Genomic DNA, 14,276 nt, shown 5'->3' with positions numbered 1-14,276 from the left:
ACGCCCACATGTGCCAGAACTGCCTGGTCAACACCATCCACAGCGTCAACAGCCACTTCGGCTGGGATCATCGCTTCGCCCCCGTCGAGCGGGTGGCGCCCGGCACGACCCTGCAGATGAACTGCAGGGACTCGTCCAACGGCTACTTCACCGCACAATCGCAGGTGGCCGACGTCAGCGTGATGCCGTTCGACCAGATCAACCCGGTGACCGGCCCGATCTATGTCGAGGGGGCCGAACCCGGCGACGTGCTGAAAATCACCCTGGACAGCTTCAAGCCAGGCGGCTTTGGCTGGACCGCCAACATTCCAGGCTTCGGCCTGCTCGCCGATCAGTTTCAGGCGCCGGCCCTGGCGCTCTGGCACTACGACACCCAGACCCTCGCGCCCGCGGCCTTCGGCGAATTCGCCAGGGTGCCGCTCAAACCGTTTGCCGGCACCGTGGGTGTGGCGCCCGCCGAGCCAGGCTTGCACTCGATCGTGCCGCCACGTCGGGTGGGCGGCAATCTGGACATCCGTGATCTGGCCGCGGGCAGCGTGCTGTACCTGCCGGTCGAAGTGCCCGGCGCACTGTTTTCCATCGGCGACACCCATGCCGCCCAGGGTGACGGCGAAGTCTGTGGCACCGCCATCGAGAGCGCCATGGACGTGGTGGTCAAGCTCGACCTGATCAAGCAGACACCGCTGGCCACGCCGCGTTTCAGCACGCCCGGCCCGGTCACCGGTCATCTGGACAGCGCAGGCTACGAGGCCTTCACCGGCATAGGGCCGGACCTGATGCAGGCCGCTCGCCAGGCGGTCGCCAACACCATCGACTGGCTGTGCCGGGAGCACGGAATGCCCGCCGAGCAGGCCTACATGCTCTGTTCAGTGTGCGGCGACCTGCGCATCAGCGAGATCGTCGACCTGCCTAACTGGGTGGTGTCGTTCTACTTTCCAAAGGTGGTATTCAACTGATGCCAAACGACCTGCCCAGCCTGTCGGTGGAGCGACTGAGCATTGACGTCGGCGGCGGTGCCTCGCGCCGTCGAGTGGTCGAGGAGCTGAGCTTTGCGCTCTACCCCGGCCGTACGCTGTGCATCGCCGGCGAGTCGGGCAGCGGCAAGTCGCTGTCGTCGCTGGCGATCATGGGGCTGTTACCGAAAGCGGCCAGCGTACCGGGCGGCGCCATCCTGTTCGAGGATCGCGACCTGCTGAGCCTGTCGGAACGCGAGATGCAGCGCTTGCGCGGCAAGCAGATCGGCATGATCTTTCAAGAGCCGATGACCTCGCTCAATCCGCTGCTGACCGTGGGCCGGCAACTGGCCGAAACCTTGCGTCGACATGAGCCGATGAGCCGCGCCGATGTGCATCGACGCTGCCGCGAGATGCTCGATGCGGTGCGCATGCCGCAGGTCGACAAGCGCCTGACCCAGTATCCCCATGAGCTGTCCGGCGGCATGCGCCAGCGGGTCATGATCGCGATGGCCATGCTCTGTCAGCCCAAGGTGTTGATCGCCGATGAGCCGACCACAGCGCTGGACGTGACCATCCAGGCGCAGATTCTGGAACTCATGCGCGAATTGCAGCAGCAGTTCGCGACCAGTCTGCTGCTGATCACCCACGACATGGGCGTGGTCGCGGAGATGGCCGACGAAGTCGTGGTGATGAATCAGGGCCGCATGGAAGAGCGCGGCACCCTGAATCAGGTATTCACCGCCCCGCAGGCAGCCTACACCCGCAAACTGCTGGCGGCCGTGCCCGTGCTCGGCAGCGCCCCGCCACCTGCGGAACTGGGCGAATCGCCGCTGGTGCTTGCGGTGAAAGTTCTGAACGTGCGCTTCGCCCTGCGTCATGGCTGGTTCGAGGCACCGCGCACCGTGCACGCGGTGGAAGGCGTTAATTTCGAGTTGCGCCAGGGTGAAACGCTGGGGCTGGTGGGCGAAAGCGGCTGCGGAAAATCCACCACCGGCAAGGCGCTGATGAACATGCTGAGCTACCAGGGCAGCGTCAGGCTGATGGGTCAGGAGCTCAACGGGCTGAAGGGCGAGGCGCTGCAAAGAGTGCGACGCGACGTGCAGATGGTGTTCCAGGACCCCTACGCCGCGCTCAATCCGCGCAAGACCATCTTCGATCTGGTGGGCGAGCCGTTGCTGATCCACGATCACATGCCTGAGCCGCAGCGCCGCGAGCGTGTCGCCCAGTTGCTGCAGCAGGTCGACCTGCCGTCAGAGGCGATGGAGCGGTATCCGCATCAGTTTTCCGGTGGGCAGCGGCAGCGCATCTGCATCGCCCGCGCCCTGGCGCTCAACCCCAAAGTCATCATCGCCGACGAGTCCGTGTCGGCGCTGGATGTGTCGGTGCAGGCCCAGGTGCTGGACCTGCTCGAACGACTGCGCGCCGAGCATGGCCTGAGTTACCTGTTCATTTCCCATGACATGGCCGTGGTCGAGCGGATCTGCCATCGGGTCGCGGTGATGTACGGCGGTCGTATCGTCGAGATCGGCGCGCGCGATCAGGTTCTGCACAACCCGCAGCATCCTTACACCCGGCGCCTGCTTGCGGCCGTGCCAGTGCCGGAAGTGGGTCGACGCCGCGATTTCAAAAGCCTGCTCAAGGAACTGGAGCGGCCCGACCCGATCAAGCAGGCAGACTTCGTGGCGCCACCGCAGCGGTTCACGGCGGTGGCGACCGATCACTGGGTCGCGCTGGAATAAGTCGGCTCCTGTGTTTCAAGCGCGACTTTCGCCTGACTCACGCTGACATCGTGGGGCAGTTCGACGCCGTTTTTCGCCGCCAGGATCTCAGCCATGACGCTGACGGCGATCTCTGCCGGCGTCTTGCTGCCGATGTAAATGCCGATCGGGCCACGCAGGCGCTGAAGCGACGCCTCGGTTTCGCCGAAGTGCTCGATCAGGCGCTCGCGTCGCTGCTGGCTGTTGCGCCGCGAGCCGATGGCACCGATGTAGAACGCCGGCCCTTGCAGTGCTTCGAGCAAGGCCAGATCATCGAGTTTCGGATCGTGGCTCAACGCAACGATGCAGGTGCGCAGATCGGCGGAAAACGCCCGCACCACGTCATCGGGCATCCCGACGATCTGCTCCACGCCGCTGACCGACCAGGTCTGCACGTACTCGGGGCGAGGATCGCAGACCGCCACTTTGAAGCCGTTGAACAAGGCCATGGTCGCCAGATACTCAGCCAGCGCTCCGGCACCGATCATCAGCAGGCGATACCCGGGCCCCAGCGTATTGAGCATCACCTGACCGTCGAAGGCGAATTGCTCGGGCGTGACGCTGTGTTCAAGCGTCACTGCGTTGCTCGCCAGGTCCAGACGGCGACGCACCAGCCGCCCCGCGTCGAGGTGAGCCAGCAGCTCATCCAGCGCTTGCCACGACGGGCTGAATTCGAAAATCAATTCCAGCGTTCCGCCGCACGGCAAGCCGAAGCGGTGGGCTTCGTCGGCACTGACGCCGTAGCGCGCCACTTGCGGCGGCCCGTCGGTCATGCCCGGACCGCCGTGGGCGGTGGTGTAGCGATGAATCAGGTCATCCTCGATGCAGCCCCCGGAAACGCTGCCGGCGACTCGGCCGTCGCTGCGCAGGGCCATCATCGAACCCACCGGGCGCGGCGAGGATCCCCATGTCCGCGCCACCGTCGCCAGCAGCACGCGCTCTCCGGCGCGCAGCCAGTCACGGGCCGTGCGCAGGACCAGCAAATCGATGCTTTCCATGGTGCGGCTCCTTATCGCATCTGCAGAATGATGGGCGTGCTGCTGGCCGGGTCGGTCCGCTCGCGCAGCTTGCCGACGGCCTGCGCGTCCACTGCCCCGCCCTGATTGCCCCATGTGCCGCGCACGAAAGTCAGGACATCGGCGATTTCCTGATCCGACAGCTGCTCACGAAACGCCGGCATTCGGTAAGCGTCGGGTACGCCGGCTGCGACGATGCGCTGCGAACCGTTGAGGGTGATGTTGATCGCAGACGCGTTTTCCTTGGCCAGTGCAGAGGTGGCGCCGGCCAATGGCGGCATCCATTCGGACTGCCCCTTGCCGTCGACACCGTGACACGACGCACAGCGGGTCACGTAGGTGTGCGCGCCGGGCGAATCCGGACGCGCCGCAACTGAGGTTGCCTGATACTGCCAGGGGCTGCGGTCGCGCCCCGGGTCGCCCGGCAGCGACTTGAGGTAACGCGCAATCGCCGTCAGGTCCTCGTCACTCATGAACTGCGTGGAGTTGTTGAATGCTTCGGTCATAGAGCCGAAAACAACCGCATGCTGATTGCGCCCGGCCTTGAGGAACTGAACGATCTCAGGCTCGCTCCAGCGGCCCAGCCCGGTGTTGTGGTCGTTGCGCAGGCTCGGCGCGTACCAGCCATCGAGCAAGGCGCCAGCGAGGAACGGCGTGCCGGATTCATCCAGCGCTTTCTCGTTGAACGCCAGCCCGCGCGGGGTGTGGCAACTGCCGCAATGGCCCGGCCCCTGAACAATGTAGGCACCGCGATTCCACAGCGCGTCCTTGCCAGGCTTCGGCGCATACGGCGCAGGTTCGGTGAAGACGCCGTTCCATAAGGCGATCGGCCAGCGCATGTTCAACGGCCAGGGGATATCGCTCTGGATGTTCACCTGCCGCGCCGGCGCCACGCCCTTCATGAAGAACGCATACAGCGCTCGCACGTCATCGTCACTCAGCTTGGCATAAGACGGGTAAGGCATCGCCGGATACAGGCGGCGCCCGCCCGGTGCCACGCCATGACGCACGGCACGGTCGAAGTCGGCCAGGCTGTAAGCGCCGATGCCGGTCTCGCGGTCCGGGGTGACGTTGGTGGTGTGAATCGCTCCCAGCGGCGTGGCCATTTCCAGACCACCGGCGAAAGGCGCGCCCCCTGGCACGCTGTGGCAGGCCACGCAGTCGCCGAGCCGTGCCACGTATTCACCCCGGGCGACCAGCGCCGGGGCCAGGTCGGCGGCTGCGACCTGATCGTTTTCCAGGGACGAGGCAGGCTCGCGGGTGACATACCAGGCCAGCAGGCCTGCCGCGACCAGGCACAGCAGCGCCAGCCAGCCAGCGGTTCTTGCGAATCGGCTGTTATTCATGAGTACTCCGGCGCAGGTCAGGTAAAGGTGTATCGGCTCAAAGGCATGCTGCGAATCCGCTGCCCGGTCAGTGCCGCAACGGCGTTGGCGACCGCCGGTGCCACCGCTGGCAACGGCGGTTCACCGATGCCGCCCATCTTTTCCCCGCTCTCGACAATCCGCACATGCACCCGCGCCATCCGCGAAGGCGGCAGAATCGGATACAAGTCGTAGTTGCGCGCGCGCGGTTTGCCGTCGATGTACACCGCCTCTTCCAGCAGCACCTGCGACAGGCCAAGGGACACGGCGCCGGCGACCTGCGCCTCGACGATGGCCGGATTGACGATGCTGCCCGGATCGATGGCTTGCCAGATGTCATGCACCTTGACCTGGCCCTGCTCGATCGACACTTCGGCAATGACCGCGGTCTGGGTGCCGAACGGCGATGCCATGGCCACTCCGCGCGCCCGTTTGCTGCCGTCTTCGGCGGTAAACGGCCCGCGCTTCCAGCCCCCCGACAAGTCGCCCACCGCGTTGAGCAAGGTCGTCAGACGCTTGTTGTCGCGCAGCAAGTGCAGGCGCAATTCGAACGGGTCCTTGCCGCCTTTGTCGGCGAGTTCATCGAGAAAGGCTTCGTAGAAGAAGTCATTCAACGAGTTGCCCACCGAGCGCCAGTAGCCCAGTGGCACCGGACCCTTGACGTAAATCTGGGCGATGCGCTTGTTGGCAATGGCGTATGACTTGCCGGCCAGGCCCTCCAGCGCAGTCGGGTCGATCTTATCGCCTTGCTTGCCCGCCAGAGACTCGGTCGGTCCTTCCGTGGCACTGACCGCCTCGATCGCGACCGGCCAGCCGTCGTTGTCCAGCGCGCCGCGAAAATTCACCGCAGCGACCGGACGAAGCACGTCGCGCAGGAACTCTTCCTCACGGCTCCAGATCAGCTTGACCGGGCGCCCGACCGCCTTGGCCAGAGCGATGGCCTGAGGATAAGGATTGGCGGAGTCATAGAGGAAATGCCGACCGAAGAACCCGCCCAACAGCGGCGAGTGCAGCGTGATTTGCGAAGGGTCCAGACCGGTGCGTTTGGCGATGTCGGCACGGTACATTTCCGGCGCCTGATTGGGCAGCCAGATTTCCAGCGAACCGTTGGCGTCAAAGCGTGCAAGGGCCGACGGCGGCTCCAGTTGGGCGTGATGCAGATATTGGTTGTGGTACGTGGCTTCGATGCGGGTTTTGGCGTTGGCCAGCGCCGCGGCGACATCACCTCCGTTTTCATCGTCACGGGCAGGGCCTTTTTCCGCGGCCAGACGCTTGAAGTACTCTTCGGTGGAAAAGTCCGCGGGCATGGCGCGCACTGTCGAATCGGCAGCAGCCTCCAGCCAGTCAACCTGCACCGCTTCCACGGCGCGCTTGGCATGCCACCAGCGCTCGGCCACCACGGCAACGGCGCCGGGCAGACGATGCACCGAATGCACGCCCTTCATGGCTTTGACCTGCTCTTCGTTGCGCAGACTTCCCACCGTCATGCCCAGGCGCGGCGCATGTTGCACGGCGGCATGCAGCATGCCGTCGACCTTCAGATCGATGCTGTACAGCGCCTTGCCGGTGGACTTGTCGTAGGCGTCCAGACGCTTGACCGGTTTGCCGATCCAGCGAAAGCGGGAGGGATCGCGCAATTGCACGCTGGCCGGATCAGGCACCGGCAGATCCATCGCCCGTTCCGACAACTCGCCGTAGGCAATGGAACGGCCGGAGGCGGCATGCACCACCTTGCCCGGTTCGGTGGTGAGTTCACTGACCGGCACATTCAGCGCCTGGGCGCCGGCCTGCAGCAGCATCGCCCGGGCCAGGGCGCCCAGCCGGCGCATGGTCGGGTAACTCATCCGCACCGACATGCTGCCGCCGGTGATGCGCATTCCGTTCTCCATCACGTAATAGGCGTCGCCCGGCGGCGCGCATTCAACGAGGAAGGTGGCGGGATCGGCGTCGAGCTCTTCACCGACAATCTGCGCCATCGCCGTGAAGGTGCCCTGTCCGCCTTCGATGAAAGGCGACAGCAGGCGCACGGTGTTGTCCGGACGAATTTCAAGGAAGGCAGGCACCTGCGTTCCGCGCTCGGCGGGTGCCGCCGCGGCCGCTTGCACCCGGGTGGCGCCCAGCGGTAAACCGAAGCCCAGCACCAGCGCGCCCACGGCGCTGCCCTTGAGGAAACGACGACGGGACAGGTTGACCGGATCATTGAGGTTCTGGCCGATGAGCTGCTCGATAGAGTCCAGTGGCGCATTCATCAGGCATCCCCCTTCGCACTGTGACCGGCAAGGTCATGCACAGCGGCGTGAATGGCGTTGTACGTGCCGCAGCGGCACAGATTGATCATCGCCGCATCGATCTCGGCAGCGCTGGGTTGCGGCGTGTGCTTGAGCAACGCGGTCGCCGCCATCACCTGCCCGGACTGGCAGTAGCCGCATTGAGCGACCTGATGCTCGACCCAGGTGGCCACCACGCGTTTGCCGACCTCGTCGGACTCGATGGCTTCAATGGTGGTGACTTCGCGTCCGACCACACCGGCCACCGGCGTGACACACGAGCGCACGACATTGCCATCCACCAGCACGGAACACGCGCCGCACTGCGCCAGCCCGCAACCATATTTGGTGCCGGTCATGCCCAGGTCATCGCGGATCACCCACAGCAAGGGCGTGTCTGCGTCGGCGTCGACCTGGTAAGTTTTCTGGTTGATTCGTAGTTCCATGGCTCACCCGCTGATCATCGGTTGATGTGCTTTTTCTAGTTTTTCCGGGCGGCCATGCGACGTACCGCCGGTGTCTCAAGGTGCATTTATCCTGGCGCGATCGCCTCGATGGTCCCATTACGCAATTGTTCGATGTCACGCCTGGGCGCTGTGCCGAAGAGCCGGCCATACTCGCGACTGAACTGTGATGGGCTTTCATAACCCACGGCGAATGCCGCACGCGATACATCCAGTTGCTCGCTCAGCATCAGCCTTCGTGCCTCGTTCAGACGCAGCCATTTCTGGTACTGCAAAGGGCTCATCGCGGTGAGCTGGCGGAAGTGATGATGAAACGTCGGCGCGCTCATCTGCACCCGGGAGGCCAGCTCGTCGATGCGCAGTGGCGCGGCAAAGTTGATTTTCAGCCAGTCGATGGCCCTGGCGATGCGATAGCCCTGGCCGTCGATCGCCATGATCTGCCGCAGCCGCGGCGCCTGATCGCTGTGCAGCAAGCGGTAATGAACCTCACGTAACACCAGCGGCGCGAGCGTTGAAATCGCAACGGGCTCGTCGAGCAGCGCAAGCAGGCGGAAAATCGCGTCCAGTAGCGCTGCGCTCATAGTGCCGATACCGACGCCCTGCCCGGCAGGCCGGTCGCGCGATACGGCAAGGCCGCCGGTGGCGATCACTTCAGCCAGCATCGAAACGTCCAGTTTGAGCACCAGCCCCACGCAAGGCTCATGCACGCTGGCGGTGAGCACCTCGGAATTGGCCGGCAGGTCCAGGGAGCTCACCATGAAACGCGACGGGTCATAGCAGTAGCCCTCGCCACCCACCCACAGGCGTTTCTCGCCGCGAGCAACCAGCACCATGCTTGGCTCGATCATGCAGACCGACGGCGGCACGGGTCGATCGCGGCGGAACAGCGAAAGACCCGCAATGGGCGTGGCGAAATCACCTGACTGACGCACATGTCGGTCGATGATCGACGCGAGATTTGGCGGCCGGCCAGAACGGGCATTGGTCATGGTTACAAGCTCCTGATGAACCCACTCTAGCTCTCGCGCGAGCCGATTCCTATCCATGGCCCTGCAAGGTCAGAGGATTGGGCAAGTATTCAAGAGGATTGCGCTACGAGGCCGCAGGAGGCGCCGGGACAATGAGGCGATCGGGGCAGCGCAACCGACCGGTGCCTTGAATATCGGCATCGCCTTTGGCGTGCGAATGCCGCTGCCTCACCTACCGCTGCACAGGATTTTTTCATGACTTCCCGCTCGACCGAAACACACCACTGGGGCGCCGTGCTGGCCATGTCGCTGGCCGCCTTTGCCCTCGTGGCATCCGAATTCATGCCGGTCAGCCTGTTGACCCCGATCGCACAGGACCTGCACGTCACCGAAGGGCAAGCGGGCCAGGGCATCTCTGTCTCCGGCGCATTTGCCTTGATCACCAGCCTGCTCATCGCCGCCATCGCGGCACGCGTGGAACGCAAGCACCTGTTGCTATGCCTTGCCGTATTGATGATGGCTTCCGGCACGGTGGTGGCGTTCGCGCCGGGGTATTTCTCGTTCATGCTCGGCCGCGCCCTGATCGGCGTCGCGATCGGCGGGTTCTGGTCTCTGTCAGCGGCCACTGCTATACGCCTGGTAGCACCTGCTCAGATACCCCGCGCGCTGGCAATCGTCAACGGCGGTAACGCGCTGGCAACTGTCATAGCAGCGCCAATGGGCAGTTTCCTCGGATCGCTGATTGGCTGGCGTGGCGCTTTCTTCTGCGTGGTGCCGGTTGCAGCCCTCGCGGCACTCTGGTTGTGGTCAAGCCTGCCGTCCTTCAACGATGAACACAGCCCGAACAGCCGCAACGCCTTGCGGTTGCTGAAGAGAAAGCCTGTCGCGTTGGGCATGGTCGCCGTCAGTGTGTTTTTCATGGGGCAATTCATGCTATTCACCTACCTGCGGCCTTTTCTTGAAACAGTGACCGGGGTCGGCGTTTCGGCGCTTTCGCTGATCTTGCTGGGGCTGGGCATTGCGGGATTCATCGGGACCTTCCTGATCGAGCGTTTTCTGGGCGAGAACCTCTATCGCACGCTCACAGTGATTCCCCTGCTGATGGCGACCATCGCTCTGGCACTGATTACCCTCGGTTCTTCGCCCGCGTTGACCTCGATATTGCTGGCGCTCTGGGGACTGGTGGCCACCGCTGCTCCCGTGGGTTGGTGGACCTGGCTGGCGCGCATGCTGCCTGACGACACCGATGCAGGCGGCGGATTGCTGGTGGCGATCGTCCAGCTGGCGATCTCGGCAGGGGCGATCATCGGAGGCATCGCTTATGACCTGAGCGGATATCGCGCGACATTCGAAGCGAGCGCGTCGGTACTGTTGCTTGCAGCAGCCCTCGCCTGGCTCGCGGGGCGAGAGGCATCCGCTGCACCCTCGTTACGGCCCGACGACGGCATCGCATAAGGCGCCCGACATCCCTTGAGCCAGGCAGTAACCATTAAGCAAACAGGAAGCGCACCGGCCCGATTCCCTTTGTGTATCATCACAACGGGCCGATGCTGCCCGCCGCTCGCTGCGTACGCTAAGGTGAAAGCATTGTTCTTCCCCATTCCTGTCGCATCTCTCAAGAGTCGAGGTCTGGCAACGCGAGCACCCACATGCCTTGACCCAGGGAGCTACGATGGTATCGATCGAACAGGCCAAACAGATGGCCAAAGGGTTGCGCGCCTCGCTGGCGGCGCGCGACAAGACGCTCACTCCCGCGGCTGCGCTGGAAACGGTGGCGCATCAACTGGGCTACAAGGACTGGAACACCGCATCGGCGATGCTCCCTGGCGGCGATGCAACCGACGCCATCACGTTCGAGAAAACCATCCCGAGACTGCGCATGTTCGATGAAGCCAAGGCACGGGAGTTCTACCTGGATTTTCTCGGTTTCAGCGTCGAATTCGAGCATCGCTTCGAAGCCGGCATGCCACTTTATCTGGGGATAAGCCGGGGCGATCTGAACCTGCATCTTTCCGAGCATCATGGCGATGCGAGCCCCGGTGCGACGATCTTCGTACCGGTGCGTAATATCGAGCGCTTGCGCGACGAGCTGCAGGCCCGGCGCTACGGATACGGCCGTCCGGACATCGTTCAGCAGGGCTGGGGACGAGTGCTTGAGGTCTACGATCCTTTCGGTAACCGGATCCGGTTCTGCCAGAGCTGATTCACTCTTCACGGACCTTGCACGGCTTTGCTTCAAGGCAGTCTCTTGAGGCAAACCCGCCGAACTGAAGCACCCAGCACAAAAAATAATCCAGATGCGACATCGGGATACGTGTCTGCGACAACTGATGGCCATTTGCCGCATTTTGCTCAACAGCCCTGAACCAACCTGCCATCTTTGCCTCGAAGCTCTACAAATCTTGTACAGAAAATATTTCCCGTACAACTCCGCTTCCGAGATGCAATGGATGGTCGCCACCCGCGGGCCCTCTCGGGCGTGTCACCGTAACGCCTGCTGGCGAGAATGCCCCAATGCTGAGAAAACTGAAAATCCAGGCACGGACCCTCCTGTGCTTCATCGCAATCATTTTGATGCTCGTCGCCCTTGGCCTGTTCTGCGTGGCCCAGATGAGCACGATCCGTCAGGCCGTGACAGAGATGGAAACCCGTTCCATTCCGGCCATCAACCTGAGCAATGAGCTGGGGGTCAACGTTTCGCGCTTGCGCATCACGGCCTATCAGTCACACACCTTCACCTCCAAGGCCGATTATCTTGCCGCGGCCAACACCATCGCCGGCCTGGAGAAGCTGATCGACCAGAATCTCGCCGCCTACCGCGACAGCGCCGATACCCCCGCCAAGCAAGAGGCGCTGGGCAAGCTGTCCCAGGCCTATGAAGGTTACAAAAGCGGCGTGGCCCAAGAGCTGAGCATGATGGAGGCCGGTCGCCCGGATGACGCAGCGGCGCAGCTTCGCTCAATGGCAGCGTTCGGGACCACCTTCAATGAACAGACGGAACTGCTGAACCGGCTTGAACGCGAGCACGCCCACGACGCCGCACTGGAGGCCGCACAAGCCTACAGCCAGGCGCGGCTGGTGGCGCTGATTGCGATCGGGCTGGCGGTGGCTGCCTCGCTCGTGCTGAGCTGGCGCTTCAGCCTGAGCATCAACCGGCCACTAGGTGTCGCGCTGGCGACCTCTCGGCGAATCGCGGCGAATGATTTGAGCGGCGAAATCGACAGCAGCGGTTCCGACGAGCCGGCGCAACTGCTGCAGTCTCTGAGCGTGATGCGCAACAACCTTCGCAGCACGATCGGCGAAATCACCCAGTCCACTGAGCAGCTTTCCAGCGCCGCCGAGGAAATGAGTCAGGTGATGGCGCAAAGCAGCGAAGGTCTGCGCCAGCAGAATCAGGAAATCGATCAGGCCGCAGCGGCGTTCAACCAGATGAGCGCAGCAATCGACGAAGTGGCGCGCAACGCGGTCTCGACATCCAACGAATCGAAGGCCTCCTCGCAGACGGCACAGCAGGGCCAGAATGAACTGAGCGAGACCATCGAATCCCTGAACACGGTGGTGACCCGTGTCAACACCACCTCCGAACGCGTCCAGAGCCTGGCCCTGCAGACGGTTGAAATCAGCCAGGTGCTGGACGTGATTCGCTCGGTCGCCGAGCAGACCAACCTGCTGGCGCTCAACGCTGCTATCGAAGCCGCGAGGGCGGGCGACGCTGGCCGAGGGTTCGCCGTGGTCGCCGACGAGGTTCGCGCTCTGGCCCATCGCACAGGACAGTCGACCCGCGAAATCGAAGCACTGATCGGCAAGGTCGAGCAATCGACCCGTGAGACCGTCGACGCCATGCAATCCAGCGCCGAGCAGACCACCGACACCCTGCAGCGCGCCGGCCGTACCGATGAAGCGCTGAATCAGATCACCATCGCCGTGGGCATCATCAATGAGCGCAATATCGTCATCGCCACCGCCGCCGAGCAACAAGCGCAAGTGGCTCGTGAGGTTGATCGCAACCTGGTGCGCATCCGCGACCTGTCGCAGCAGACGTCCAAGGGCGCCGAGCAGACCAGCGTGGCAAGCCATGATCTGTCCACGCTGGCATCGCAACTCAAGACCATGACCAGTCGATTCACGTTGTAGGCGTTTTTCGAGGCTGCGCGCCAGCTGATATCATCGCCTCCTGCCAAGTCGGGAACATGCCATGAATCGCCGCAAGAAGATTAAGCAACTGCTGGAAGCGCACGCCAAAAAGGCCAACGCCAAACTGGCGCCGCGCAAGCCCAAATACATCAGCAAGGCCGATCGGGCCAGGCTCGCCGAAGAGGCCGGTCAAGGCCCGGCCGACTCAACCGAAGGCTGACACCGTCGACGGGCCGGGGCGCTGGCATTTATCCAGCACGTGGTCATCAGGGGCGAGACGCGATCTCGTCCAGATGGTCCAGCAAGTCCTGCGGATCTTCATACACGCGCAACGCCCCTGCCCGCTCAAGCTCGCCGATATCGTAACCGCCGGAGAGCAAGCCGATGCCGGTTGCCTTGCAACGTCTGGCGGCAAGCATGTCCCAGATCGCATCGCCGATGACCAGGCACTCTTCAATGTCCACGTTCATGCGCTTCGCCGCCGCCAGGAACAGGTCCGGATCGGGCTTGCCGTAGTTCACATCGTCGCGGGTGATCAGGTCGACATCGCCGATCTCAAGACCCAGCGCCTTTAGGTTGATTTTCGCGGTGTCCATGCCGCCGCTGGTGGCGATGCACCACTTCAGCTTGTCTTTGCTCAGCGACTGGAGCAACGCTTTGGCGCCCGGCAGCGCGATGATCTGGCCTTGCAGCCGCTCGTAGGCTTCAGCGTGTCTGTCACTGAGGCGCTGGGCCTGATCTTCACTGATGTCCAGCCCCGTCTCACGAGAAAGCGACTTGAGCATCAACCCGCCGCTCATGCCGATCTTCCTGTGGATTCGCCACATCGCCAGCGGAATGTCTTCGGCGTCGAGCGCCTCTTTCCAGGCCGCTACGTTCTGATAAACGCTGTCTGTCAGCGTGCCGTCCAGGTCAAAAATGAACGAGGTCTGGGGGCGCATGGGATTCTCTTCTGCTTCGATCGACCGTCGGACACGGGCCAAAAAATAAGGGGTACCTGGCCAGGCATGGCTGTCAGGAATGTGCAGGTCCGGGTTTTGTCGCTCGACATTCGCAGCCAAGTGACCTGCGGGTAACGTGCTTGAAAATGCGTTCGGGCCTGGTCAGGCAGCATCTCGACCCGCATCGGGGCCGGCAAGTCAGAACAGTCGGGCGACAATCAAACCATCTGCCCTGTTTCGAGTGCGCACGTCATCAGGCGTTCGATCTTTCTCGGCGCTCGCCCACATCAGCCAGCAGGCGCTGGCGAGCAAGCGGCGCGAAGCGACGAACGCGGTTTTTCAGAACCACCGCAGCCACCGGAATCACGACGACTGCGTCGCCGATCGCGGGACAAGCCACGCTCCCACA

Annotated in this window: 12 protein-coding genes and 1 pseudogene; 7 read left to right on the top strand and 6 right to left on the bottom strand. The window is 63.4% G+C overall.

The features are described 5' to 3' along the window. The first annotated feature begins 8 nt into the window (after positions 1 to 8). Together BMZ10_RS00060 and BMZ10_RS00055 are read left to right on the top strand one after the other, a co-directional pair. Complete coding sequence (locus BMZ10_RS00060) at positions 9 to 956, top strand: acetamidase/formamidase family protein (protein WP_093458038.1); 948 nt, start codon at positions 9 to 11, stop codon at positions 954 to 956. Continuing rightward, positions 956 to 2,695: an ABC transporter ATP-binding protein gene (locus tag BMZ10_RS00055; protein WP_093458037.1), complete on the top strand. Its 1,740-nt coding sequence runs from the start codon at positions 956 to 958 to the stop codon at positions 2,693 to 2,695. Before BMZ10_RS00060 ends, BMZ10_RS00055 begins: the two co-directional genes overlap by 1 nt. On the opposite strand, the gene BMZ10_RS00050 is transcribed toward BMZ10_RS00055, so the two are convergent. From BMZ10_RS00050 to BMZ10_RS00030, 5 genes are all read right to left on the bottom strand, one after another. After that, the gene (locus tag BMZ10_RS00050) at positions 2,674 to 3,711 is read right to left on the bottom strand and encodes an XdhC family protein (protein ID WP_093458036.1); all 1,038 of its coding nucleotides are present in this window, start codon (positions 3,709 to 3,711) and stop codon (positions 2,674 to 2,676) included. The two genes, BMZ10_RS00055 and BMZ10_RS00050, sit on opposite strands and share 22 nt — an antisense overlap. A gap of 11 nt (positions 3,712 to 3,722) precedes the next feature. Continuing rightward, a complete protein-coding gene (locus tag BMZ10_RS00045) occupies positions 3,723 to 5,075 on the bottom strand; it encodes a c-type cytochrome (protein ID WP_093458035.1) in 1,353 nt (450 codons plus the stop codon). A 17-nt stretch (positions 5,076 to 5,092) separates the two neighbouring features. After that, entirely contained in the window at positions 5,093 to 7,342 is a 2,250-nt protein-coding gene (locus tag BMZ10_RS00040) for a xanthine dehydrogenase family protein molybdopterin-binding subunit (protein WP_093458034.1), read from the bottom strand. Beyond that, the gene (locus BMZ10_RS00035; protein WP_093458033.1) at positions 7,342 to 7,806 is read right to left on the bottom strand and encodes a (2Fe-2S)-binding protein; all 465 of its coding nucleotides are present in this window, start codon (positions 7,804 to 7,806) and stop codon (positions 7,342 to 7,344) included. The genes BMZ10_RS00040 and BMZ10_RS00035 overlap by 1 nt, the downstream gene beginning before the upstream one ends. Positions 7,807 to 7,892: 86 nt before the next feature. Next, positions 7,893 to 8,813 (bottom strand): AraC family transcriptional regulator, encoded by a 921-nt coding sequence (locus BMZ10_RS00030; RefSeq protein WP_177182015.1) that lies wholly within the window; start codon positions 8,811 to 8,813, stop codon positions 7,893 to 7,895. A gap of 234 nt (positions 8,814 to 9,047) precedes the next feature. Between BMZ10_RS00030 and BMZ10_RS00025 the strand changes: the two genes are divergently transcribed. The 5 genes and pseudogenes from BMZ10_RS00025 (at position 9,048) to BMZ10_RS00010 (ending at position 13,146) form a co-directional block, all read left to right on the top strand. Continuing rightward, positions 9,048 to 10,247 (top strand): MFS transporter, encoded by a 1,200-nt coding sequence (locus tag BMZ10_RS00025; RefSeq protein ID WP_093458031.1) that lies wholly within the window; start codon positions 9,048 to 9,050, stop codon positions 10,245 to 10,247. Between the two features lie 217 nt (positions 10,248 to 10,464). Further along, a complete protein-coding gene (locus BMZ10_RS00020; RefSeq protein ID WP_093458030.1) occupies positions 10,465 to 10,995 on the top strand; it encodes a glyoxalase superfamily protein in 531 nt (176 codons plus the stop codon). Positions 10,996 to 11,306: 311 nt separating this feature from the next. Then, a pseudogene (locus tag BMZ10_RS28115) lies at positions 11,307 to 12,068 on the top strand (MCP four helix bundle domain-containing protein); the annotation flags it as partial. Continuing rightward, positions 12,063 to 12,926 carry a methyl-accepting chemotaxis protein gene (locus BMZ10_RS28110; RefSeq protein ID WP_371265930.1) on the top strand — a complete coding sequence of 288 codons (864 nt, stop codon included), beginning with the start codon at positions 12,063 to 12,065 and terminating at the stop codon, positions 12,924 to 12,926. The pseudogene BMZ10_RS28115 and the gene BMZ10_RS28110, both read left to right, overlap by 6 nt. 61 nt (positions 12,927 to 12,987) lie before the next feature. After that, complete coding sequence (locus BMZ10_RS00010; protein WP_093458028.1) at positions 12,988 to 13,146, top strand: DUF2986 domain-containing protein; 159 nt, start codon at positions 12,988 to 12,990, stop codon at positions 13,144 to 13,146. Positions 13,147 to 13,192: 46 nt separating this feature from the next. On the opposite strand, the gene BMZ10_RS00005 is transcribed toward BMZ10_RS00010, so the two are convergent. After that, positions 13,193 to 13,867 (bottom strand): HAD family hydrolase, encoded by a 675-nt coding sequence (locus tag BMZ10_RS00005; RefSeq protein WP_093458027.1) that lies wholly within the window; start codon positions 13,865 to 13,867, stop codon positions 13,193 to 13,195. Positions 13,868 to 14,276 lie beyond the last annotated feature (409 nt).

This window comes from Pseudomonas sp. NFR16 (assembly GCF_900108875.1).
In the GTDB taxonomy this organism is placed as follows: Bacteria; Pseudomonadota; Gammaproteobacteria; order Pseudomonadales; family Pseudomonadaceae; genus Aquipseudomonas.
This window is presented reverse-complemented; position numbering and strand designations above follow the sequence as displayed.